At 39.0% G+C, this 25158-nt stretch carries 24 protein-coding genes and 1 riboswitch; of the genes, 4 read left to right on the top strand and 20 right to left on the bottom strand.

Features of this window, described 5'->3' with window-relative positions:
• Nucleotides 1–76: 76 nt before the first annotated feature.
• Together AC4E8C_RS09610 and AC4E8C_RS09605 are read right to left on the bottom strand one after the other, a co-directional pair.
• Nucleotides 77–436 carry a hypothetical protein gene (locus AC4E8C_RS09610; RefSeq protein WP_490211882.1) on the bottom strand — a complete coding sequence of 120 codons (360 nt, stop codon included), beginning with the start codon at nt 434–436 and terminating at the stop codon, nt 77–79.
• Between the two features lie 100 nt (nt 437–536).
• A complete protein-coding gene (locus AC4E8C_RS09605) occupies nt 537–785 on the bottom strand; it encodes a hypothetical protein (RefSeq protein ID WP_490211881.1) in 249 nt (82 codons plus the stop codon).
• 183 nt (nt 786–968) lie between these two features.
• Between AC4E8C_RS09605 and AC4E8C_RS09600 the strand changes: the two genes are divergently transcribed.
• The gene (locus AC4E8C_RS09600) at nt 969–1268 is read left to right on the top strand and encodes a DUF3243 domain-containing protein (protein ID WP_490211880.1); all 300 of its coding nucleotides are present in this window, start codon (nt 969–971) and stop codon (nt 1266–1268) included.
• 91 nt (nt 1269–1359) lie between these two features.
• Here AC4E8C_RS09600 and AC4E8C_RS09595 read toward each other — a convergent pair whose 3' ends face one another.
• The 5 genes from AC4E8C_RS09595 to garD all read right to left on the bottom strand — a co-directional run bounded on the left by AC4E8C_RS09595 (nt 1360) and on the right by garD (nt 8677).
• Nucleotides 1360–2595, bottom strand: coding sequence for an MFS transporter (locus AC4E8C_RS09595; RefSeq protein ID WP_490211879.1), 1236 nt, complete (start codon nt 2593–2595; stop codon nt 1360–1362).
• A 212-nt stretch (nt 2596–2807) separates the two neighbouring features.
• A complete protein-coding gene (locus AC4E8C_RS09590) occupies nt 2808–3605 on the bottom strand; it encodes a DUF2935 domain-containing protein (protein WP_490211878.1) in 798 nt (265 codons plus the stop codon).
• A 190-nt stretch (nt 3606–3795) separates the two neighbouring features.
• On the bottom strand, nt 3796–5178 hold the full coding sequence (locus tag AC4E8C_RS09585; RefSeq protein WP_490211877.1) for an amino acid permease: 1383 nt from the start codon (nt 5176–5178) through the stop codon (nt 3796–3798).
• 162 nt (nt 5179–5340) lie between these two features.
• A riboswitch (glycine riboswitch) is annotated at nt 5341–5422 on the bottom strand.
• A gap of 372 nt (nt 5423–5794) precedes the next feature.
• The gene (locus AC4E8C_RS09580; protein ID WP_490211876.1) at nt 5795–7018 is read right to left on the bottom strand and encodes a M1 family metallopeptidase; all 1224 of its coding nucleotides are present in this window, start codon (nt 7016–7018) and stop codon (nt 5795–5797) included.
• Nucleotides 7019–7183: 165 nt separating this feature from the next.
• Nucleotides 7184–8677, bottom strand: a complete 1494-nt coding sequence (gene garD, locus AC4E8C_RS09575) for a galactarate dehydratase (RefSeq protein WP_490212517.1) — start codon at nt 8675–8677, stop codon at nt 7184–7186.
• A 152-nt stretch (nt 8678–8829) separates the two neighbouring features.
• Between garD and AC4E8C_RS09570 the strand changes: the two genes are divergently transcribed.
• Complete coding sequence (locus AC4E8C_RS09570) at nt 8830–9750, top strand: LysR family transcriptional regulator (protein ID WP_490211875.1); 921 nt, start codon at nt 8830–8832, stop codon at nt 9748–9750.
• A gap of 60 nt (nt 9751–9810) precedes the next feature.
• Here AC4E8C_RS09570 and thrC read toward each other — a convergent pair whose 3' ends face one another.
• Nucleotides 9811–11214: a threonine synthase gene (thrC, locus tag AC4E8C_RS09565; RefSeq protein WP_490211874.1), complete on the bottom strand. Its 1404-nt coding sequence runs from the start codon at nt 11212–11214 to the stop codon at nt 9811–9813.
• 332 nt (nt 11215–11546) lie between these two features.
• Here thrC and AC4E8C_RS09560 point away from each other — a divergent pair, with 332 nt between their 5' ends.
• Nucleotides 11547–12245, top strand: coding sequence for a hypothetical protein (locus AC4E8C_RS09560; RefSeq protein ID WP_490211873.1), 699 nt, complete (start codon nt 11547–11549; stop codon nt 12243–12245).
• A gap of 179 nt (nt 12246–12424) precedes the next feature.
• On the opposite strand, the gene AC4E8C_RS09555 is transcribed toward AC4E8C_RS09560, so the two are convergent.
• Both AC4E8C_RS09555 and AC4E8C_RS09550 read right to left on the bottom strand, forming a co-directional pair.
• On the bottom strand, nt 12425–13051 hold the full coding sequence (locus AC4E8C_RS09555) for a DNA-3-methyladenine glycosylase (RefSeq protein ID WP_490211872.1): 627 nt from the start codon (nt 13049–13051) through the stop codon (nt 12425–12427).
• Nucleotides 13052–13128: 77 nt separating this feature from the next.
• A complete protein-coding gene (locus AC4E8C_RS09550) occupies nt 13129–13689 on the bottom strand; it encodes a TetR/AcrR family transcriptional regulator (RefSeq protein ID WP_490211871.1) in 561 nt (186 codons plus the stop codon).
• Between the two features lie 190 nt (nt 13690–13879).
• Between AC4E8C_RS09550 and AC4E8C_RS09545 the strand changes: the two genes are divergently transcribed.
• Complete coding sequence (locus AC4E8C_RS09545) at nt 13880–14635, top strand: GntR family transcriptional regulator (protein ID WP_490211870.1); 756 nt, start codon at nt 13880–13882, stop codon at nt 14633–14635.
• 108 nt (nt 14636–14743) lie between these two features.
• Here AC4E8C_RS09545 and AC4E8C_RS09540 read toward each other — a convergent pair whose 3' ends face one another.
• The 10 genes from AC4E8C_RS09540 to AC4E8C_RS09495 all read right to left on the bottom strand — a co-directional run bounded on the left by AC4E8C_RS09540 (nt 14744) and on the right by AC4E8C_RS09495 (nt 25157).
• A complete protein-coding gene (locus tag AC4E8C_RS09540; RefSeq protein WP_490211869.1) occupies nt 14744–15985 on the bottom strand; it encodes an MFS transporter in 1242 nt (413 codons plus the stop codon).
• Nucleotides 15986–16123: 138 nt separating this feature from the next.
• The gene (locus AC4E8C_RS09535; RefSeq protein ID WP_490211868.1) at nt 16124–17050 is read right to left on the bottom strand and encodes an alpha/beta hydrolase; all 927 of its coding nucleotides are present in this window, start codon (nt 17048–17050) and stop codon (nt 16124–16126) included.
• A gap of 35 nt (nt 17051–17085) precedes the next feature.
• On the bottom strand, nt 17086–18192 hold the full coding sequence (locus AC4E8C_RS09530; protein ID WP_490211867.1) for an FAD-dependent oxidoreductase: 1107 nt from the start codon (nt 18190–18192) through the stop codon (nt 17086–17088).
• A 13-nt stretch (nt 18193–18205) separates the two neighbouring features.
• Nucleotides 18206–19540 carry an MFS transporter gene (locus tag AC4E8C_RS09525; protein ID WP_490211866.1) on the bottom strand — a complete coding sequence of 445 codons (1335 nt, stop codon included), beginning with the start codon at nt 19538–19540 and terminating at the stop codon, nt 18206–18208.
• An 83-nt stretch (nt 19541–19623) separates the two neighbouring features.
• Nucleotides 19624–20379 carry a GntR family transcriptional regulator gene (locus tag AC4E8C_RS09520; RefSeq protein ID WP_490211865.1) on the bottom strand — a complete coding sequence of 252 codons (756 nt, stop codon included), beginning with the start codon at nt 20377–20379 and terminating at the stop codon, nt 19624–19626.
• Nucleotides 20376–21065: a 3-oxoacid CoA-transferase subunit B gene (locus AC4E8C_RS09515; protein WP_490211864.1), complete on the bottom strand. Its 690-nt coding sequence runs from the start codon at nt 21063–21065 to the stop codon at nt 20376–20378. The genes AC4E8C_RS09520 and AC4E8C_RS09515 overlap by 4 nt, the downstream gene beginning before the upstream one ends.
• On the bottom strand, nt 21058–21753 hold the full coding sequence (locus tag AC4E8C_RS09510; protein WP_490211863.1) for a 3-oxoacid CoA-transferase subunit A: 696 nt from the start codon (nt 21751–21753) through the stop codon (nt 21058–21060). Before AC4E8C_RS09510 ends, AC4E8C_RS09515 begins: the two co-directional genes overlap by 8 nt.
• On the bottom strand, nt 21753–22736 hold the full coding sequence (locus AC4E8C_RS09505; RefSeq protein WP_490211862.1) for an MBL fold metallo-hydrolase: 984 nt from the start codon (nt 22734–22736) through the stop codon (nt 21753–21755). The genes AC4E8C_RS09510 and AC4E8C_RS09505 overlap by 1 nt, the downstream gene beginning before the upstream one ends.
• 42 nt (nt 22737–22778) lie before the next feature.
• Complete coding sequence (locus AC4E8C_RS09500; RefSeq protein ID WP_490211861.1) at nt 22779–24476, bottom strand: CocE/NonD family hydrolase; 1698 nt, start codon at nt 24474–24476, stop codon at nt 22779–22781.
• Between the two features lie 267 nt (nt 24477–24743).
• Nucleotides 24744–25157: a Zn-ribbon domain-containing OB-fold protein gene (locus AC4E8C_RS09495; RefSeq protein WP_490211860.1), complete on the bottom strand. Its 414-nt coding sequence runs from the start codon at nt 25155–25157 to the stop codon at nt 24744–24746.
• Nucleotide 25158: the final 1 nt, after the last annotated feature.

Raw genomic sequence — 25158 nt, 5'->3', positions numbered from 1 at the left:
TCCTAACACACTTTTCATTTCCAAAATAGTTGTTCTTTCTACAATTTTTTTATTCAATAAGGGGAATCCTGCCTTGTTAGTTTGGTTGGTACTTGCTAAACAATTCACTTAAATTCCTTAGGGTGTGCAGCCGTGCGGTTAAAAGATATAAATCAGGATAATGATTTTTAATGTATTCCTCAATAATATCCATTCCCGCTTTAAAACGATCAACTAAATAATAGGTGTATGTTTCATCCCAATCATACTGATTAATTCTTAGCAATTCATCAGCAAGGATTTGAAACTTATACTCCTCAATCAGCAGTTTAATTTGATACAATTTATCCGAATTAAACCTAAAGCTGTTTTTATTCTCATGATTTTTCTGAACATAGTTAATAAAACCATTTATATTTTCAGCCAGCATTATCGCTTTTTGCCGCTCGAACTTCATTACGATCTCACCCCATCGCCCAAAATTAAATCACTCTATAAGAAAATTGTATGTTGCTGATGATATTGCCCCAACGGCTTAACATTCTCTGAATTCACCATCAAAGTACCAAGAAATATTGAATTTGATTGGATGTGATGGGTGTAATGGCCATAATTTTGTACCCGATACTAAGTAATTGTGATAGTGTCTCGGCACAATTGTTACGTGGTGGTTCAATGGGTGCGTGGAAACTTTTATAAAGATTTATGAACTGATTATTATTTGTACAGTGAAGTAATACAATATGCCGGCCGGTCCACGCTTGACCGATCATAGTTTGTGGTAGTAATTGTCTTATCATTCTCATCTGAACACCCTCATTCATTAATACAATAGCTTATGAAAAGTTACGCGTCCATTGTTCTTATGAATTTAAAACCTCAAATTTCCTCTCTTAACATATTTCTAGTTTATTAAGGTTTTATCCTAAAGCGGACAGGGAAGCTATAAGCTATACACATTAAACAAAAGTAGAAAAGGAGTGATCATCATGGAAAAACAGTTAAATGAACAAGAAATAGAAAACCAGATTTATAAGAACGGTGATTCTTTAACCAGTTTTGATGATTTCAGAGAATACCTAAGCGGGAAAGTGAATTTAGGTGAAAAACTTGGAATGGATGAGGAGCAATTAGCGAACTCTGCTCAGAAAGTAGCCAGCTACCTCGCCGAAAAACAGTCTCCTAAGAATTCAGAGGAACGATTATTGCAGGAGCTTTGGAAAGTGGGTACTGAGGAAGAACAGCACAAACTAGCACATATGCTTGTGCGTTTAGTTCAGCAAAATTAATAGCTTGCGCATCTATTATTAACAAAGCCCGCACTTCAATAATATAAGTGTGGGCTTTATTTCATTTATATATCGGCACTTCATTTCAGGTTTAATAAGCTGGTTTTGGTTTAGGTTTCCGTTCCCATTTCAATGCTACGATGAGGAACGAACAGCCCACTAAAAACCGAACGATTGAAGTTGTAACCATAGCCGAATTCATCCCCAGCAAATTCAACAGGTAAACGCCGAACTGAGGTGCCACAAAGCCAATTATCGATAATAAAAAGTTATAGTTGGCAATGTAAGTTGTTCTGTTTAGCTCAGGAGAAACCTTTAACAACTGGTTAAATAAGAGCAGGTTTGTACCTGAAACAAACAGGCCGATCCATAGATTAATCAAGGTTATATAAATGAGACTAGTAGATAATATGGTCAAAGCCGGTGCAGTTGCCATACCGCAAGCAGCCACAAACAATACTATGGTATTCCCCCAACGGTCTGCTGCTTTTGCCCACCACTTGATACTGATAATTTGTGCGAATTGATTGGTGACGGAAAATAGACTGAACCATAAGGCGGTAGCATGCGCTTCCCTTATATGATAAATACTGAATATAGACCATCCCATTTGTGCCCCAAAGTTAAACAGGAGTGCACAAATCATAAACGATACAAACGGTTTATTCTTAAAAACCTCTAAAGAAAGATTTTTCTTCTTCTCTTTTATCACGAAGTTTTCCTTTAGAACTATTGCATCCTTTTCTTTATGTTTCCATAAATAGTAGACTTCAATAATAGCAAATACGAATCCAAGAGCAAATAAGACCTGGTATGGAAACGGATTGTTCTTGTTAAATTGCTGCAGGAAAAAACCTGTTAAAAAAGTAATCCCCATCGCTGTAAACGTTGACAGCCGGTTCCGTGTACTAAAAAACTCTCCCCTTCTATTCTCAGGAACAAGGTCACCAATTAAAGTTTGCCAAGATAATCCGGATAGTGCCCCTGGAAAATTTAAAAGGGCGATTAATCCAACCAGAACCCAGGCAGAATAAGTATCTGATAAAAACGGAACAAACATAATGAGCATGAATAGAAGCCTAGTAATAAATGTAGACATGACGGTAAAAGTTTTTTTGCTATGGGCCCGATTTAGCCAGATTGTACCTGGAATCAGTGCCAGCATCCCTATTATGGATGGAAGCGATGTAATCAAACCCATCTGCTGGTTGGTTGCCCCTAAAACACTTAGTGCAAACAGGGGAATATAGCCATTGACTGCATTGGTTGAGACGGTAGAAGCAAGGCCATTATATATACTTAATCTTTCATTTTCGTTTAATTTCAAGTATCGTTTCTCTCCTTCATTTAATGTACCGAAATGGATTGTAATCCGGCGCTTTACAGAAGGCAATACTTTTGGAGAAAAACAGATACTTTAGCATACCTTCTCAATTGAGAAGGTACACCTAATGACATAAATATCCATAAAAATCAGATAATGGATACCAAAAAGAGGCAGATTTATTTATTCTGCCCCTCTTCAATCTAATTCATTTTTCATTCCTTAAGCCGTGGTTTTGCAGGGTCGCAGTTTGGCATTTCAAGATTCGTTGATTCTGCTAATTTCATTAAATAATAACATTCTTCCCGGTACATATGATCTGCCATTAATGGGGCAAATGTTCCCAATGCCTTATGACTTAGCCTAAGCTCTTCTATTTCCTCTAAAAAATTTTGAAATAATTTAATTTCCAACTGACTGTCAACGTTCATTTTTTCTAAGGCTGGAAACGTAGTCAAATTGGTTCTTAAATAACCAGCAAGTTCTACTGCCTTTAAGTAAAATGCTTCAAAATTCTTCGTAAAGGCATTACTTTTCACCTTTAACTGTTTTTCAACACCGTCTAAATTGGCAGAAATTGCATCTGAATGACCCGCTGCATCTAATAACCATAATAAATGATGGTGAAGTTCATGATAGACAGGCGGGACTTGCCCAGCTTTTAAATGGTTGAGGATTCTTACATATTCCTCCAATTCATTTACCATATGATTAATGAAGGTTGGTGATAAGTGTATTTTGATTTTCCCAATAAGATGTTTTCTTAATAATTCTAATTTATATTCACGTAATTTTATCACTTCAATGTGAGCTTGTTCTGTTAACTGCATCAAATCTGTTGAATTTGCATGGTCCAAGAGTGTATCAAATACCTGAATAAATTGCGAGGCCTGTTCTATCTCCTTTTTTTGAACCGGTGCTAACGCTTCATAAATAAACCTGGAATGATCCCCTAAAATTTGAAGCCAAAATCGATGCTCAAATCTTGCTGTCCTCTCAAAGACTCCATTCATTCTTTTTTCCCTCCCAGAAAAATACTCACCCTTTTGATATTTATTCTCCTTCATTAATTTTATGAGTAAAGCATGGAGCACAAGAGTTTATTAATTCATAGGCTAAATAAACTATTTGCTTCCTACGGGGTGATAAAATAAGTCATTGAGATTTCTCAATGACCTATTTTTATTCTACAAAAAGGGTGCTCTAATCCCGAACTGGGGCATTTATACGGAAATTCTTCCCCTTAATTTTTTTCCTTTTAAATGAATAAAAGATAAATAAAACAATAAACCATAATGGAGTCATTAATAAAGCTGTTCGTGTTGCTTCAGCAAAAAGCATAATCACTAGAATCATAGCAAATAACGTTAAAACCACATAATTAATAAATGGGGTAAACGGGGCTTTAAATGTCGACTTTTTTTGTAAATCCGGTCGTAATTTTCTATATCGCAAGTGGCAAATCAAAATAATACTCCAAACCCAAATAAAACAAATCGCACTGATCGTTGTTACGATCCCAAAGGCTTGTTCTGGTATTAACTTACTTAACAAGGCTCCAACAGATAAAACTAATGCGGATACAAGTAAGGCATTACTTGGTACATGATTTTTATTTAATTTTGCAAAGTTAGCCGGTCCTTGTTCATGACTGCTTAAATTAAACAGGATTCGGCTTGTTGAAAATAATCCGCTGTTACAAGCAGAAGCTGCAGATGTTAAGACAACAAAATTAATTATCCCTGCGGCAATTGGAATGCCCACTAAGCTGAACGTCTTTACAAATGGACTGTTGGCTGCATTTAACTGCGTCCATGGATTAATACATAAAAGAATAATAAGTGCACCGACATAGAAAAATAGAATTCTTAAAGGTATTTTATTAATGGCTGATGGAATATTTTTTTGTGGATTTGACGTTTCTGCGGCAGATACTCCAACCAATTCAACACCCACAAAGGCAAACACAACCAATTGGAATGAAAGAAGAAAACCTGAAATTCCATTTGGAAACAGGCCGCCATATCCCCAAATATTTTTAACCGTCACAGTACCTGCCTTTGTATGAAATCCAACCACTAGCAAAACAATCCCGATTATGATCAAGGCGAGGATGGTGATCACTTTAATTAAAGCAAACCAAAATTCTAATTCTCCGAAAAGTTTTACCGTCATTAAATTTAGTCCCAATAACAAAACCAAACAAACGATTGCTGGTACCCATTGCGGAATATCAAACCAATATTGAACATATACGCCAACCGCGATAATATCTGCCATTGCGGTCATAATCCAACAGAACCAATACGTCCATCCTGTTATATAACCAGCCCAAGGTCCAATATAGTCTACAGCAAAATCAGTAAAGGATTGATAACCTTTCTTCGATAATAGAAGTTCCCCCATGGCCCTCATAACAAAGAAGCAGGCAATCCCAACGATCAAATAAGCAAAAATAATCGAAGGGCCGGCTAACTGAATTGCTTTTCCTGAGCCTAAAAATAAACCTGTACCAATCGTTCCACCAATCGCGATGAGTTGAACATGCCGATTTTTTAGGTCTCTTTTTAATTCTTGTTGTGCCATTTTAGTTCCCCCTATTTAGTTATTTTCTCCTTTGTTTCATTTGTGAATTTATGAACAAAGTTTAAAATCAATAAAAAAAAGATTGGATATCATCCAATCTCACCGGTCATTAGAATAACAAATATTATCATCTACTCTTTTATAAGAATAACAAAATAACACTCGTACTCTTCTGTCCTTTTGCCTGAGATTGTGAACCCTTCGGCGCCGCAGGATACCCTGCGTTCTCTCCAGAAGCTGCTCCAGCTATAGTTTGAACCATAGCCATCATAGCTTGCTAAGTATGTAATTTTCTAAGAAGTACTACAGTGATCGTTTTAAAAGATAAACCACTATAATATCTTAACACAAAACTAATATTGTTGAATAATTTAAAATTTTAATAGTATTTCTTCAATTTGTCAAATCTAGCAATTTAAAATCTACTTTTTCCGTTTTATTTTGTTGGAGCAAATTGTTCATTAATATTTCTATCACTCTATATTAAACTTAAATAAGGAAGTTGTAAATTGTACAACCCTTCTATGAAAGTCCTAATCATAAATTATTACAATCGAATAGGTCATTGAGAATTCTCAATGACCTATTCTTAGTTACGCTCTTCTGTTATTGTTGGTCAACAGCAAAAACTCGATGTGTCTACCCCAGATGTTTGATTATCGGGAAGAATAGTAATCATAACAAGCTGTGGATACTCCATCCCACCAAACCAGCCTTCCATAGCACAAATATCGAGCTCTGGCCATGGGTATTGTCCAAACTTCTCACTGAATAACGAAATACTTTTGGACCCTGCATTGATCATCGAGTCTACATATTTAGAATCTTCCTCTTTATAATAGACATTAATATTCACATTGCCTGCCTTTGTTTGTTTTACCTTATAATTAGGATCTAATTCCATGGCAAAGTCGCGTACATTGGCTGCTTGATAATGATGAGTCGATAATGCACCATTTATGCTTGGTTCCCCCACTTCCGTTCCGGTAGCGGCAATCACCTGTTCCTTTTCGGTCGTAAACGTAACATCAAAATCTCCTGATAAAGAATAAAAAGATTCGCCATTTGGATAAAATGGATCGACGTTCCAGCCTTCATCATCATAAACAGCTAGGATGGGAAACCAGTTCCCTAAAGAAGTTGTGGATTTATTCCAGCCAAAGCGATCTTGAACTTCAGGAAGGGTAACGGAGAAAGTCATTTCCACCTTTGCGGTTTCTTTCTTCTTTATCAGTACATCTGGAATATGTAGTGATGTCCCTTTAAGCTCATAATTTACAGGCTGCCCATTTACCTTCATTTGTTCAACCCTGACAACCTGTTCGTTTTGATTTTTCGCTAAATAGACATTTGCATTTCCCCAGACATTAAAATACAAATTAGGCAAATCTACATCTAAATTATTGGTAAAATCGACACTCATAGTTCCGTTTATTACATGATTACTAGAGTCATAAGAAACATCCATTTTATATTTTGGATGGCTTGGCCCTTTTACTGCACTTGGAGGCCCATTAACAATTTCAATTCGTTCTTCTTCCACAGGTTCCTGTGTTATGGGCTGTGTATCTGTGGTCGTTTTTTCATCCTCTTTAGGCTTTTCCTCTATTGCCTTTTTTTCTACTTTTTTAGTCTGCGTCTCCACTCCTTTTAAAGCGCTTACATCTTTTGTAAAATGTTTCTGATAGAGAAATAGCATCCCAAAGGTTAAAACAAGATAAAACCCTAGACTGATCATTTGAATGTGAATTTTAGCTATTTTTTGCTTTGGAGCAAACAGGTTATAGCCAAGGAAAGCTAAAAACACCACTAATGATAATAGTAATAAAAATACCTTCATTCAAATCCCCCTTATAGTTGACTAATTACCATTATACAAAATATTTCTATTTATTTACAAATATGTTACAGATTTGATTTTTCATATTTATAGATAAAAAAAAAGACCTCCAACATGAATATTGAGGTCCTAGCTTTTATCGGTATCCTGCTTTCTAACAAACTATCAGGTTATCGGCGCTGGATTAAATAGGGTAAAATCATTATGAAGCTGATATTTCTCTGCCAAACATTGTTTACGTCCACTTGCGACATCGATAATTTCGTTGAATAGCAGGGTTCCAATCTCTTTGATTGTTGCTTCTCCTGTTGCAATCGGCCCTGCATTTACATCGATTAAGTCTTCCCACATATCTTTCATATCGTTTCTCGAACAAACTTTAATAACAGGTGCAACAGCTAATCCATATGGAGTACCACGCCCTGTCATAAATACCTGAAGTGTCATTCCACTAGACAATTGACAAGAACCGCAGACAAAATCACTTGCTGGTGTAGCCGCAAAGATCATACCCTTTTTCGTTGGCCTTTCCCCCGGAGAGAGAACTTCAACAATGGGCGATGTTCCCGACTTCGCAATGGAGCCCATTGCTTTTTCGACTATATTTGATAATCCGCCCTTCTTATTCCCTGGGGTAGGATTGGCGGAGCGATCAACTTGGCCATTTTCAAGATACTTGTCATACCATTTCATTTCCGATGCTAATTTTTTCCCCACTTCCTCGTTAACACAACGTTCTCCAATAATATGAACACCATCACGTACTTCCGTTACTTCAGAAAACATGACCGTAGCACCAGCATGGACCAACATATCTGCTGCATAACCGGCAGCGGGATTCGCAGTCACACCTGAAAAAGCATCACTTCCACCGCACTGCAAACCAATACATAATTCTGAAAGAGATAGTTCGACACGCTTTCTTTGATTTAATTTTTTGAGTTTGGTATCTGCCATTTTCATAATTTCTGCAATTATGGCATCATGGCCTTTAACGTTTTGTAAAACGACAATATTATCAGGAGAAATATCGGTTTCATCTAGCAGCATTTCTAACGTTAGTTTTTCACATCCCAAAGAGATCACCATCGTCTCTCCGCCAAAATTAGGATGTTTCACCATATTTCGGAGCATTCGGATAGGAATTTGGGCTTCTGGCGCATTTATAGCGACGCCACATCCGTAAGCATGATTAATGGCTACTACATCATCTACATTTGGATAATGAGGAAGAAGTTCTTCCTTCATCTTCTTGACTGCATTATTTAATATGCCCGTGACACATTGAACGGTTGTAACGATTCCTAAAATGTTTCTAGTTCCGGCGAATGGCCCATTTGGATTACGATAGCCCATGAACGTCCGAACAGGTGGTTGAGGTAAATCCGTTACCAAATTTGTGGCAAATTCCATTTCATCTAATGATGGTGGAGTTGGAAGTTCGAGCATATGCTCATTGATCCAATCTCCCTTTTTGATTGCATGCAAAGCATAACCTAGTATCACGCCATAACGGATGATTGCTTCGCCCTCCTCCAGATCACGTAGAGCAATTTTGTGTCCTTGTGGAATATCCTGATTGGCCGTAATATCCCCCATGATGGTGGTTCCCGAGACAATAGCATTTACAGTAATGGCAACATTATCATTTTCATTCATTTTAATAAAATGTTTTAATCCCAAGGTTCTTCCTCCTCAGTACTTGTTCTCTATTCAAAAAAATTGTAAGCTGAGAGCATAATAAAGTAAAAGTTTTATATTTTAGATTTCTCTTAAAAAAATTAAGAGTTAAGAGAGGAATTCTTGCTAATATGGACTTAAAACAGCTGGAAAATATGATTAAAATAGCAGAAGAAAATAATATAACAAAGGCTGCTGAAAAACTTTTTATTACGCAGTCGGCATTAAACCAGCAACTATTAAAGCTTGAAAGTGAACTCGGAACACAACTTTTCGTTCGTTCGCGAAGTAATTGGCATTTAACCGAAGCAGGTAAGATTTATATGGAAAACGCAAAAAAAATGGTCCGGATTAAAAAAGATACCTACAACGAAATTAATGATTTAATTGATATAAAAAAAGGAACATTATCCATCGGATTGACACCAGAACGTGGCCCTGAAATGTTTGCTGCTATTTATCCTGCTTTTTATAAAAAATATCCAAAGATAAAAATAGAGCCGATGGAAATGGCCGTTAAACAACAGCAAACTGAAATTTCAATGGGAAATCTTGATCTTGGTTTCGTAACTCTACAAGATTTCCAAAAAACGAATGATGAATATTTCCGTATATGTTCTGAAGAAATCATATTGGGAATTCCTAAAACTCATCCGCTAGCATATTTAGGGGGGAATTTGGGCGCACAACTTCCTTCCATAAGTCTAAGACGTTTTGAGAATGATTCCTTTGCTATTATGCAAAAGGGTTCAACACTGCGCGAAATCTATGATCAGCTTATTATCGAAGAAAACCTCAGTCCACATATACTTTTAGAAACGAGAAGTTGTCACAACTTATATAAAATGGTTGCTGAAGGCATTTGCTGTTCCGTCTTTCCAATTTCTTATGCCGAGCACAGTTCCAATGTTTCTTATTTTTCAATCATTCAAAAACCAGTATGGGACCTATATGCTAGTTATAAAAAAGGCAGCTATTTAAGCAGGATTGCTAAAGACTTTATTTTTTTAGCTGCTGAGTATTGGATGAGAAAATTTGAAAAACCTTTTTAACGTAATTACTCTCCATAAAAAGAGCTGTCTCATTGGGATGAGACAGCTCTTTTTATCCTATTAATTAGCTGAAAGACTAAAGAGCTTTTCAAGGTGGAGAATGATTTCATCATTTTCTGCCTCAACTACTTTTACAAACTGTGGTTGATCAAACAGCTGACTGATTTGTTCAGGGAATGTCTGCTGGATTCCACAACGCTCGATTGATTCATTGAATTTTGCAGGATGAGCGGTAGCTAGTGTCACACACACTTCATCCGGATTATTACAAATTTCATAGGCCGCCACCCCACAAGCCGTATGCGGGTCTAATAAATAGCCTGTCTCATCATAGTACTCCTTAATGGTTTGCAAGCATTCTTCCCCTTCTACCCCATGAGCAGCAAAATCCTTTTGAACCTGTTGGAGCAACTCTTCGCTCACAATTATTTTTCCTTCTAACTTAAATTTTTCCATTAAGTTTGACACTGCCTTGGAATTTTCCCCAAGCAAGTAGTACAAATAGCGCTCAAAATTACTTGCCACTTGGATATCCATTGAAGGGCTATAGGTAGTGCGGAATTCACCCGGCTCATACACTCCTTCTTGAATAAACCCTTCTAAAATATTATTTTCGTTCGTCGCAACAATTAATTTACCAACCGGCAGGCCCATTTTCTTTGCAAGATATCCCGCAAATATATCACCGAAATTTCCCGTTGGCACACTAAAATTAATGTTTTTTATTTCTTTTTCCTTTTTCACTTGAAAATACGCGTAAAAATAATAAACGGTCTGGGCTAAAATTCGAACAAAGTTAATCGAATTAATGGCACGCAGATGATATTTGTTTTTCAGATCTACATCTGCAAACAATTCTTTGATGATTCTTTGACCATCATCAAACGTTCCATTAATAGCCAAATTCAACACACTTTTATCATCAACCGTGGTCATTTGCAATTCTTGTACCTTGCTGACTTTACCATGGGGGTGCAGAATACAAATGCGAATACCTTCTTTTCCTCTGACACCCTCAATCGCTGATGCTCCCGTATCTCCTGAAGTTGCACCGAGAATATGAATGGTTTCGCCTGTCTTCTTTGAAACATAGGAATACAAATTTCCTAAGAATTGCAAAGCAATATCTTTAAAAGCAAAAGTGGGACCATGAAATAGTTCTAGCACATACATATTTTCCTTCAGCTTTTTAACAGGTGTTACCTCTACGTTACGAAAGGACGCATAGCTTGTATCAATTAATGCTTTTAGCTCATTGTCTGGAATTTCACCATCCACATAATAGGAAAAAATTTCGTATGCTAATTCTTGATAGGATAATGAAGCCATTTCGTCCAGCTTAGCTGCAGGAATCTGTGGAATTTTTTCTGGAACTAATAGTCCCCCATCATTTGCCAGTCCCATTAAGACTGTATCAATAAAACCAATTTTACTAACATTACCGCGTGTGCTTACAAAGTTCATAGTTTCCTCCAAGTATTTAGTAAAGTTTCATTTATTTTGGAACTGAACCAATAGTATTTTATTTGGCTAAAGCGATTATATATAAAGCTTATTGTATACATAATTAATTGAATAGTCTATAAATTGTCGTTTTAAGAAGGAAATTTTTATCCTTTCCATGATTCGCTAGTAGATTTCCTCATAATTACTCAACAAATAGGAGGAACCCTCGCATTTCATAAGAAAGTGACGATGAAAACTCTTCATACCTTAACAGGAATGAGAAGATCAATATGGAATTATACTCTAACAGGGAAAAGAACCTTGTAACAAAACGGAAAGGTTGTGAGTTTATGAGACTTTCGGATCTACAGCCTAAGAAAAACTTCAGCTACATCTTCGTTCAATTTCCGAGAATGAAAATGAATGTCCCAATGCTCTCCACGACAGAGGGGAAGGCGGTGAAAGAAGATTTTGCTTTATGTGTCCAATTAGACAGCCTTGAAAAGGTTCAGCAGCTTTACTTTGTGCGAACACAAAGTATAAAACCGTTTGATTTCACAGATGAAGGAATTGGAGCAAAGGCCTCTTATCGAGTCATTAAGCAGAAGGAAAACTCTCAAGACTCACATACAAAAGAATCCGTTGACTTTGTCACGATCATAACGGATGAAGTAGAAATTGTCCAAAAGAAATCCGAAACAGGTTATCACTTCGTCTTAATGGTCAATAACCGTGAAATCGGTATTGTCGCTTCGACAGAAGAGGAAGTTCTTAAACAAGAGCAGGTATTCACTAAGGATAAGAAAGAATCTATCACTCCTGCCTCCACTTCTGCAGTAAGTAAATCAACTAAGATTGGATCGGGATGGAGAGCCAAAAAAAGGATTTTCTCTGGAGTCGGTATCTTTCAGGAACTCGCAGTAATTGAACCAATCCGAACCCATTTGGAGGGCGTTAAGAGAAAAGTTATCGTATTTTCTCCTGCCGCATTAGATTTTATTGGTCCAGGTGATCGGAACCATTCCATTTTCATCATAAGGGGGTGTTAAGAAGGTTTTATTTTAAAAAAACTTCATACTTGTAAATAATCGAAGCTAAAGGGATTAAATAATTAATCCTTTTCGATAAATTTTAAAAAAAAAGGAAAGGAATGTAGAATTGGCTGCAAGCCTATTTTAATAACTAAACGAAACCATTTCTGATAGGGACTTAACCGCCGGGTTAAGTCCTATTTAATTACATAATCAGATTTTTGATGCCTTGAAACATGGGGATTATTAGTTACCCAGAACCGCCATGGATAATCCCTTGCCTCACCCGATTTATCAATGCCAATCCTTTTCCCCGCTGATATGCTATCCGTTTTGAAGCCTTTGGAAATAAATAATGGTGGGTACGTGAGGGCATGGCCATAGTCCTCCATTGTAATACCTAATGATTTTGTCAGTTTGCCAGGGCCGTTGGTTAGGTTTGTTTCAACTTCACTCCCCCTCCTGATTTTCATTAGCTCTATTCCAAAAGCAGGTTCCAAAGCGCGGACCAAAACAGCTTCAGGTTTTTCTTCTCCCCCGCTCACTACATTGAAAAGACAGTGTGTGTGCATTAAATAGGTATAAGTTAGACCAGAACGATGAAACATAATCTCAGTTCTTGCGGTCCTTCTATTATTATAGCTATGAGCCGCCCTGTCACCAGGACCCTTATAAGCCTCTGTTTCGACAATATACCCTGCCGCTAGCCCTTCATTCGTTTCCTTAACAAGGAGGCATCCCAACAGTGCCTTTGCCAGTTCAAGAGTAGGCTGCTCATAAAATGATTGGGGTAGTGGAACTAATTCTTCTGTTAAATCTCCCATGAATGGTGTCTCCTTATGAGTGTTATATTTTTAATATAACCCTTTAAGCTTGCAAGAAAACTATTCTTTCATAGGTATTAAAACACTTTCAATAAATTAGGTAATGCTCGTAAAATCATTTTTAATGGTTCGCTTGATTTTTGTGCTAAACAAAGCATAACCCCACCTTCAATCGTTGCAATAAGTAAAAGTGCCGTAGAATCAGCTGTTTCTTTTATAAAACCATCTTCTACTAATTTCCTCGAAAATATCTCTTGAATATTTGTATAAAGTTCTGAATAAGCATTTTGGACAAGCTCACTTAGGGAAGCCATTTCCCGAACGATGCTGCTAAATGTATAACCAGTAATGGTGCCTTCTCGCTCAAAGTCCGCTGCAAGTTTTTCAATCATCATCTGTGTCGCTTCTTGCGTAGTTGGGTATCGCTTGAAAATATTCTCCGTGTCCGTTGTAATGGCTACTTTCATTGAATTAAGACAAGCAATAAGTAGTTCCTCTTTTCCATTTGGAAAATGATGATAAAGGGAACCTTTTGCAATATTACATGCTTTTAAAATTTCGGTTAATCCTACACTCTTGTATCCTTTTTGTTGAAATAAAGTTGTAGAGATGTCAATGATCAGCGATTTTGTATCCATTTATGTAACCTCCTGCAGTTATTTAAGTTTCTAATTCGTGTTTCAATTTTATGAAAGGGATAAATTTTCCAAAAGTGCTTGAACTTTGGTATGACAATTTATATGATAACAATAACAATGACATAAAAACAGCTTAAAGAATGACTGGAGGTTTTCATGATAACACGTAAATTAGTAAAGGAGGGCACCCATGATTAGGCACACTAAAAAACAAACAATTGATCGAAGCTCATCGGTTCCCCTCTATAAACAAATCAAACAAATTTTAATTGAGGAGCTGCAGGCTGGTGATAATGGGACAGGCCGGCCCTTTAGCACGGAGCAAGAACTGGTTCATCGCTTCCATGTCAGCCGGGCGCCGGTTCGCCAAGCACTAAAAGAGCTCGCCAATGAGGGGTATGTTTACCGGGAACGTGCAAAGGGCACTTTTCCGGTACAAGGTCTTCCCGTCCGCCCACCAGGCCTTGAGCTGGGCGGACTGGTTGACTTCTTCCGCAGACAAGGTATGGAGGTCAATTCGAAAGTCTTAAATGTTCGTCGTGTTCAACCCCCGGAGAATCAGCGTACTCTCTTTGGCTATGATTCTAGCGACGAGGCCCTTAACATCTCACGCCTGATTTTGTTCCAGGAGAAACCACTAGTATGGACACAGACCTTTCTCTGTGTAACGAAAAACTTCCAACCTGAAGCCAGGGAACTTGAGGAAGTCGGAAATGTTTTTGAGCTCCTCGAACGTGATTTGGGTATTGCCCTATCTAGAGGTGACCACCAAATTTGGGCAACGGCCGCGAGCCAAGAGGAAGCACTGATTTTGGGCATCAAACCCGGTGAACCGGTTCTCATTATCGAGACCTCCATGTATACGCGAAATGACCGTTTTATCGGCTGGAGACGAGCCATTCATAGGGCCGATGATTATAAGTATGCCTTTACGGTAAATCGATAAGGTAAAAGAATCCCCATCTCTGGAAGGATGGGGATTTCTTTTTTGAATGTAAAAATCCAAGATTCCTCTTTAAACAACTTGGGTACTTGAAGGATCAAGCAATTTCATTTATACAGGAGTAGTTATTTCTTTGTTTATCTGCATCTTAGCTGGTGCTGTTTCTTTAAAAAACAATGAGAATAGGAATGCTAACACACCCGCACCGGCAGCAACTAATAATGGTGTTTGAATACCGAACATGTCTGCTAGAGCCCCATTCACCATTGGATTTAGGAATCCACCGATCAACTCTCCAATACCAATCGTTAAACCGATGGCCAGACCTGAGTATTGTAATGGAACGGACTCTACTGGAATAACAGACATCGACATGCCAATGACACCTGAACCAGCTGAGCCAATGAATAAAAGTACCATCATTAATGGAATGGAATCTACATAGACAATCGCTAGTGGGATGAGAATTAACAACAACCCTGAAACTAAAGAAGCTGGTTTACGTCCAGTACGCTCTGAAATAGTTGGGATTAAAAAACCGAAAATGGCATACCCTACCCCAAATGAAGCCATTACGAAACTCATTGTTGTATCAGATAAACCTTTTGCTTTTACTAAATAGGTTGGTCCAAAAATCTGGAATGCCATAAGAGTTGTCATAACTAAACTGAAAACAACAATAGATAACCAAATATTACGGTGCTTAAGAACATCTTTTATTTTCGCTTTTTCAGTCGATTTTATTGCATGCATGGCATGGAATTTCGCTGAATCGGGATTTTTAACTGATTTGAAGATAACAAAGCTTAAAATAATCCCTGGAATAATCGTTAAATAAAAGGCCGTATGCCAGTCAAAGTTAGTTGCTAATGCTACAATGACAACAGGAGCTAAAATGCTGCCGAATAATGCGTTACTTGTGTTCATAGTAAAACCAAGGTTAAATCCTTTCCGGCGCTCCGATGATTCCATCGCTAAAATCGATTGTGTTTGTGGAATTAGCGGCCCTTCTACAACACCCATTACTAGACGAAGTGCGAATAACATGCCAAATGATTGTGCTAAACCGTGCATTAATGACACAACCGAGAATGCCAATACTAATAGTGCCAGCATGGATTTCTTACTCTTAACTTTATCTGAAATGAATCCCCCCAATGGACCAGATACGGACCAAGTTAAGGCAAGAGCTGCTCCGAGTAATCCTAATTGTGTGTAGTTTAGTCCTAAATCCGCCGAAATCATAGGGAATAAGTAGTTCATTGCTAAACGGTCAAAGAAGACAAATCCAATTGTAAAGAAGACGATTATTACTAACTTATTTTCATACGTCCAAAACTTTTTATTTTCCATAAAACCAATCCCCTTTTATAAAAATGTGAATATTTTGAATATTTATTACACAATTAAATCCTGCTCTACTTAAAAAACGAAGTGATGGCGCAATTGCTTTTGTCTGTTCCGCGGTCATCACTTCCGATAAAAAACTACCTATATAGATTTTAAAAATTCACCTGTCAGTTTATACACGTCTTTATACTCATCAAGATGAGTGAATTTACCTAAGAAGCCATGAGTGGCACCTTCATACCGCTTTGTTTCAACATACACACCACATTTCTTTAGGTTCTCCGCAAATAGTTCCCCTTCATCGCGCATTGGATCATATTCTGCCGTGATGACAAGTGCTGCTGGAAGATTCTCTAAATTTTCTTCTCGAATCGGTGAAACCAGCGGATTATCTGTATCTACATTTCCTAATAGATAAAAAGAGTTATATTCTGCTAACTGATCACTTTCTACGAAATAGCCCTTACCATTTTCCATTAATGATGGATAACGAAACTCACTTACATCAAGGTCAAGTGATGGGTAAAACAATACTTGTTTCGTAACGGTAAATTCCTTTTTATCTCGGGCCATCAGAGATACAGCAGCAACTAAATTGCCACCCGCACTATCACCTGCAAGTGCGAGATTTTCTCCGTCCCAGTTTAAATCTTCCTTATGTTCAGCTGCCCATTTTGTTACGTTATAGCAGTCTTCTAATGGAATCGGAAATGGATGTTCAGGAGCAAGACGATAACCAACCGAAATAACTTTGTATCCAGATTCCATGCAAAGTGGACGAACGATTTCATCATGACTTTCTAAATTCCCTGAAAAAAAGGCACCCCCATGGAAGTACATGAGAACTGGAAAGGAATCTCCTTCCTTTGGCGTATAAATCCTTACTGGTATATCTGTTTCAGAAGTCGTGATGGTTCTGTCTTCGACAGAATAAACTGGGACACGATTTTCAATTGGTAAAATCGGTGCATCGAACATTTTTCTATGCTCTTCTGGTATAATTTTCGGCTTAGGATCGAATTGTGGAATCGTATCCAAAATCTTTTTTATCTCGGGATGTACAGGCATCGGCGAGAACCTCCTCATTTCAATATAAAATCACTTTATTCAGGTACATTTTCAAGGAATTCTTTTTCAGGGAATGCCGTTTCTTCTTTGTCACTATGGAACTGACGAGATAAATTTTGAAACAAATGCCCCATTGGTTTTCTTAAAGTCTCATATTCTTGTAAAGCTTTTTCAACAGTTTCAGTTTCAAGTAAACATTCAGCCAATACCCCTGCATCCTGGATGGCCATATTGGCACCTTGCCCTTGGTTATGAAGCATCGAATGTGCAGCATCCCCAAGCAGAGCAATACAATTATTTGTCCACTGTTCGACTGGATCAATATCGTAGAGCGCCCGAACATCGAAATGATTAATATTTTCCGCAATCTTCTGAAGGACAGGGTGGAAATTCTTTAATTCCTTGAGCATATCTTCTTTCGGTACGTTCGGTCTTCCTGTTCGGTCTTGGTGGGGAACGGTAATATCGACTGAAACTTGTTTCCGATATTTTAACGGCAGTAAATAATAATTGACTTTATCATCACAGAAAATTCTCAATGTGTTTTCAGATGCTAAACCATAGGTTTCATCCTCATTTACAAGAGCCCGGTAAGCATGATAGCCGTGGAAAACTGGCTCAGCTTGGCTGAAAAATAGCGAACGCGTTAGAGAACGAATACCATCTGCAGCAACGACCAAATCAGCCTCCACTTTGACACCATTCTCGAACTCAATTTCTGCATGATCTTCATGTCGGACGATTGATTTACATTTATGATTCAAATGGATGAACTCAGAAGGGATTGCATTAATTAACGTGTCCAGACAGTCTGCGCGATGAATTAATCTCGCCCATTTTTCATTCGGGTCATCTGTTAACGCAGGCCATTTTTCTTCTAGTAATACTTCTCCTTGATCAGAAAGAATTTCCATTAAAACACTTTTATGAGTCACTCTTTCTATCTCTTCTAGGAGTCCCCATTTCTTGAAATAACGGATGGATGGCGGACGCAAACCTATTCCTGCCCCTACCTCTTTTATTGCTGATGCTTGTTCGTATACGTTTACATTAAATCCGGCATGACGTAAAGCTACTGCTGCTGACGCACCGCCAATTCCGCTCCCAATAATGGCAATTCGTAATTCAGATTTTGATTTCATACATTTTCCCCTCCTATGCGATATCCATTTCTTTTTTTATTTTTTGTTGAATAGTTAGTTTTAACGGAACAAATGAAAATGCAATAGCTGCTAAAACACCTGGAATCGCAAACGAGAGAAAATTCATTTGGATCGATAGATTAAGTGATAATAGAATGCCTCCAAATGTTGGTCCTATTATTCCACCAATTCTTCCAATTCCCGAGGCAAAACCGACAGCAGTTGAGCGCATTAATGGAGGATAGTATTGTGATACAAAGGAGTATGAAATATTTTGAGCCCCCATGGTACATGCCCCAGTAACGGCAACTAATAAATATAAAATAATCATGTTATTTTTAAACCCAAGAAGAACCAAACAAATAGAAGCAATTACAAACATCGGAACGAGCACTTTTTTAACCCCAAATTTATCTGCAAGACTTCCGAGGACCAACGTCCCAATAATGGCTCCGGCATTTAAAACAATCACAAAGCTTAAACTGGAACCAAGGGCATAGCCGGATTTGAACATTAAATTTGGAAGCCAAGTGGTTAACCCATTGTACATTAGCAAACTCATGAAGAAGGCAATCCAAATCATCACTGTACCGAGTGCACGATGATTTTTAAATAGTGCTAGAACAGGTGATCCAGTCTCTTTCGAGCTAAGTGCTTCAAATTCAATGTTTTGGGGTAGGTCTACTTTGTTATTTACCTTTGAAAGAACTAAACGAAGTTCGTCTATTCGCCCTTTTACCAAGAGAATAGCGGGCGAATCATGAAAATATTTCATCATTAAAGAAATGAATAAAAGTGGAATCGCTGCCACCCAGTAAACACTTTGCCAACCCATAAGGGGGATAAAGTAGATTCCTAGAAGTGCTGCAATAATACCGCCTAAAGAAAAACTGCACATTACGATTGAAACCATCATGTTATGCATGTGTTTCGGTGCGTAATCTGTCATTAAAGCAATCACATTTGGCAATACCCCTCCTATCCCTACTCCGGCAATGAATCGGAAAATAGAAAACAATAACGGCCCAGGTGTAAAGGCACATAAAAACGTAAATATACTAAATAAGACCACACTTAAAATAAGGATATTTTTTCTTCCAAATTTGTCAGCTAAGATTCCAAAGAATATAGCCCCAAGCATCATTCCGAAAAAACCATAACTGCCAATTACTCCTGCTTCAACTGGAGAAATGGACCATTCCTTCATAAGAATTGGTATGACAGATCCGTAGATTACGAGATCAAACATATCAAAAATAATAATGAAGCAACAACAGATTAATAATCCAATATGAAAGCGGTTAAATTTCCCCTCATTAACAACGTCGGTAATATTTATTTTAGCCACCCTTTATCCCCCAGTCGTAAATAGTAGAGACACGCTAGAATCTTCCAAAACCGATTTACTTTTCTAAAAATATTCTGGTCCACTTACCGATTCACTCCAAAAGATAGCTTATACTCGTCAGCTCTATGGACAGCCCTTCTCCACCCAATAAAGCAATCATTACGCGTGTACAATTTAGTCTCCATTACAAGAACGGGTTCTCCGTTGCTAATATCCAGAATCTTCGCCTCCTCATGGTTCGCACCTGATGCATAAATCTGGTGATCACCTCGAGAAATGAAGATACCTTTTTCGCTCTCAAGGAGTACAAGGACACTCTCTGCTTCTTCTAGCTCTCGTGCATTCGGTTGAAAATCTTGCACAACGGACAGGTAAGTCTGTGTCCATACAAGTGGTTTTCCTTTAAGTAAAATTAAGCGAGAGATTTTTAATGCTGAATCATTGGGATCAAGCTGGGGATTCTCAAACCCTTCTTCAGTAGCTACTACCCTATCAACACCCAATATTTGCGAATTACAATCTAACCCTTGTTCACGAAGAAATCCAACTAGCCCTCCTAATTCTAGCCTCGGAGGACGTACAGGCAGCTCCTGAATCGGGAAGGTACCCTTCGCACGCTCACGATACACATACCCCTCAGTTGTGAGCTCCTTTAGTGCTTGGCGAACGGGCGCCCGACTCACGTGGAAGCGCTGAACAAGCTCTTGTTCCGTACTGAAGCGTCGATTCGTTTCACCTCCAACAGCCTGAAGCTCCTCAATCAAAATTTCCTTGATTTGTTTATAAAGGGGGATTGAGGAACTGCGACTAATTGAACTTTTTTTAATCCGCCTTGTCATTGTTGCACTCCAAGTGTCTCTGTTTTCAGGTCGGTAAGCAGTTTTAGCTTCGCAGCTGTTCGTGCCTGCAGGTATTCAAATGTAACGCCAGGAGCAAGTTCTTGGACTACCAGCCCCTCATCAGTCACATCTATCACCGCAAGGTCTGTATAGATACGATCCACACAGCGAGGTGCAGTTAATGGATATGTACATTCTTCCACGATTTTCGCTTCTCCCTTCCTCGTGCAATGTTGCATACAGAGGAATACACGCTTTGCCCCAACCGTTAAATCCATGGCGCCTCCTACACGTCCAAGCGGATCGTTAGGTACCTTCCAACTGGCAAGATCACCAAACATGGAGACTTGGAATGCACCAAGGACTGCGGCATCAAGGTGACCGCCACGGATCATTGCAAAAGAGTCTGATTGTGAGAAGAAGCTGCCACCCGGCTTTAATGTGATAGGTTCCTTTCCAGCATTGACAAGATCCATATCTTCTTCACCTGGTGCTGGTTTTGGCCCCAATCCAAGAAGACCATTCTCACTATGCAGAATAATTTCCCGTCCTTCCGGAATCACGTCAGCCACAAGTGTTGGAATACCGATACCAAGATTGACGAACCATCCATCCTCTAAGTCTTGAGCTACTCTAGTAGCTAACTGGATCTTAGACCATCCAATCTTCTGTTCGTCTTTACCCATTTACTAACACCCCCTCTTTTGGCAAAGCTTGTAATTTTACTAAACGATGCACGTAGACGCTCTGTGTGGCAATATTCTCTGGATTCAACTCTCCGACTTCGACAATTTCATCTACTTCGGCGATTGTAATCCGAGCTGCCGTCGCCATTACCGGGTTAAAATTACGCTGTGTCTTATTGTAAACAAGGTTTCCCCAGCGATCTGCCTTATGGCCCTTGATAAAAGCGTAGTCTCCTAGGATAGCATCCTCTAAAACATGCAAGCGACCATTGAATACCCGTGTTTCCTTGCCCTCGCCCAATTCTGTGTGCGCTGCCGTCGGAGTGTAAAATGCTGGAATTCCAGCACCCCCTGCTCGGATTCGTTCTGCTAATGTGCCTTGAGGGGCGATTTCTAACTCAATCGTTCCATTCTGAAGACGAGCAATCAAATCATCAGCATGTGGACCGACAGGGAATGAGCAGATTATTTTCTTAACCTGGTTATTGCTGATTAGTGCTGCTACTCCATCACTAACGGCACCAATATTATTTGAGACGACTGTCAGATCTTTCGCTCCCTGTTTTACTAGGGCCGCAATTAAATGAGATGGTAATCCGCTTCCCCCAAATCCACCAACGAGCAGCGTGGCTCCGTCCTGAATATCGGCAACAGCTTGTGCTGCATTATCAAACTTCTTCTGGATCATTAGATTTTTCCTCCTCTCAGTTTAATTTGAGAACCAATAAGTTCTAGTTCTTCATAGTAGCCATTTATTGTGACAAAGAAAGGGCAAGGCAAGTTCCGTGGATCCCCTGTATAGCCCAATTCTTCAGCAATTGCTCCAAATGGTCCATACAGTTCATGTTGTTCTTCAGGAAAACCATTTGAAAGATGCCGTTTCACTAAATCACTGAATTTAGCGTCCATATCGAGACTCGCTTGTAACACCGCTGCTACTTGGTCACCTTCAATTTGGGCACTTTGTAATTCTCCCTTGATATTGCGGAATGGATGACCTAAATATAATCGCGCAGGACGAATTTCTTCTAACAATCGCTGCACACTATGGCGATATAAAGTAGGATCCTCAATGGTCGGTAACCCGCTTAACCCCCCATACATTTGAACTGTATCAGCTGCAAAGGCGCTATCTAATCCTTCCAATAAAAAAGTAACGGAACCGATGGAATGACCTGGAGTTTCTATTACTTTTATCGTAATATCCCCTCCTAGATTAATAGAATCACCTTCAACTACCTCCAAGTATGGTTCGATGTCACCACCAATGTCTGTTGTTAACATAGTGATATGTTTTTCTTGAATGGCTGGATCGGTGATATATTTTCCTTGAAGTAACTTGTAATCAACAATATGTTCATTCTTATTACGCAATAGCCTTGCCTCTTTTTTAGGAATGACCACTTTTGCTTGTCGTCCGGTTTTCTCCCAAACTGCAAAAGCTCCGCCAAGGTGATCCACATGACCATGCGTCAGTAGAATCCAACGAATATCTTCTATTCTTATCCCATGTTCAGCTAGAGTTGGTTCAATGTCCTGGATGGCAGATATATTCACACCCGTATCAATGATGGCAGGTTCCGGTGCATCCACATAATAGGCAAATGCAGAAATTGGTCCGAACTTACATTCGATTGGGATAACTCGTACTGAGTTCGCTATGTTGTTCACCCCATCTTTCTTTAAAAATGATGATGTGTAATCCAATTTGCCTTACTGATTCATCACATCGAATGGTTTTGGAATGACTGGTAAAACCAACCGTGATTTATGCTCGGCATCACGATAGATTTTGTGTGTTGTGGCCCGGCCGCTTGGTAAGTGGTAGCTATCAGGAGGCAATAATTTTGCATCTTCTCCATCAAGCGGCTCGTTACAAGCAAGTTCTAATTCAATTCGATGTCCTGGTTTTATTAAGAATGAGAATGGATATAAGCGAATCGCATACTCAATAATCTCCCCAGGAGGTACCTGAACTACACGGTTATGCGGGTGCCATGGCTCACCTGGTTTAGATCGTTCCTCATCTATTTCACGATGAGAGGCTTTTAAATAACCTGAAGTCATTAAGGTACGTTTGCCGCTTGGATCGACATCATAAAGCTTCGCTATAAAATTTGTATCGTCTGTATCGATTTCTGCATGAATATATAATGCACCTGTACCTGTCATTTCAACTGGCTCTAGGAACTTATCACTTGACCATTTAATGGTTTCTGATTTGGTTGTAACGGTTAAAGGTGCTTGGTAGAAGCCATCTGGATGGGCATATTCAGATGTTAACGGCTCTGGCTTGTCACTAATTTTGTGCCTAGGTCGTAAGTAGAATTCTTTCTTTTCTTCATATGGCAATGGCCAGTGATCTTCTTTACGCCATTTGTAGGAACCTTCTACAGAGAACTGCACGGTTGGTTCATCCATAATACCTGTGTCGATGCCTTTTAACCAGTAATCATACCAACGGAACATCTCGTCATGGCTTTCATGGAACGGACGCTCTAACATGGGTGGAAGTGCTTGGATATCAAGCTTTTTAATCCCAGAGACTTTGTGGAAGCATTCAATAGTTCCTTCAACGTTCCAACCACGGCCCCATTTTGCTTGGAAATAGGTCGGGATAGTTACTTTATGCGCTACATCGATTGCGCTATCTTTTTGCCAGAATGGGCCATCAAGTGGATTTAGTAAGTAATCCATCCATAATTCGTGACGATCTTGGTAATGTAAAAGGTGAACGAAATCGGACCAATGGGCAATATCCGGGTCTTTTAAGCGTTCTTGCGTCTTCTCCATAAGCTCTCCTGGAGAGAACACTTTTGAGCTCTTACTTGCTACGTTATTGAATGCATTACCGCTATCGCCGCCTCGTCCTTCCCTTGATGCACGCGGCATTAACCACATGATGCCGCCGTGGTAACAAAGTTCATAAAGATCGAAGTGTCCACCGTTCGCAAAGATTGCCTTTAAGTGTGGCGGCTGCTCCGCTGCTCCTAAAATTTGAACGGAAGCAAAGTATGAAATACCGATCATTCCGATATTGCCATCGCACCAATCTTGCTCTGCCATCCATTCCACTAGGTCATAAATATCTTTTCCGTCTCCATGACCGCCAGAGTTATAATTCCCGCACATTTGACCTTCAGAACCACCAGTACCGCGTACGTCTGCGATAATATGCGCATAACCTCGAGATACAACTTCACGAATGTCACCCGCTTCAATTGCTCCATTCCAAAGATGACTTGGGCGTGCTTGTGGAGGCAAAGTTAACGCTTGTGCTTGCAATTCCTTCCCATATGGGCTTAGTGCAAGTAATGCTGGGACTTTGTCTACGCCGTCAGGAAGGTAAATATCAGCAGAGATATGGACGCCATCACGCATTGGAATGCGTACGTTCTTTTTGATTATCATTTCCATTCCCCTCCTTATTTAAGATTTTCTAAGTATGTTTTGTATCTAGCAGATTCTTACGTTTCATCTGCTTATGTTTGCAAATAAGAAAAAGTAAACGTTTCGGAGCTTCACGGGGCTGTGGGTTCTTCACAGTTCCCGTGACTCTCTTTTTTCTAGTTACACGGGCACTCTGGGCTCTTCACAGTTCCTAAGAAACCAAGATGGCGTTCCTTTTGCAACGCTTTCATTAAAGTAAATAGTAAGTAAGATAAACTAGATCTCCTATTAATCTACTACAGGTGTGAAGCATGGTATAAAAGATCCTGGATGATCATGGTCTCCGCTTTGCTTGAATACCACTTTTACTCTTTGATTGATGTGCACCGTATCTAAATCACACTCGACGATATTAGTCATCATTTTGGGACCTTCATCAAGTGTGACGAAAGCGATAGCATATGGGACGCCTCGCCGCATCACACTGTACGTGTATATACTGCCAGTCCCTTTCGCTTCAATCCATTTCGTATTATCACTCATACAAAACGGGCAGAGCAAACGTGGGTAATAATGATACTCACCACAGGATTCACACTGTTTGATAAGTAGTTTTCCTTCTGCAGCAGCATTCCAATATTCCTTATGTTCTGGATGAATTTCAGGGATTGTCATCGTTCGAACTTGATATGTTGTTCCCATT

Source organism: Neobacillus sp. SRL179 (assembly GCF_984799095.1).
Note: the sequence above shows the minus strand (reverse complement) of the source record. Positions and strands in the feature narration are given on the sequence as shown.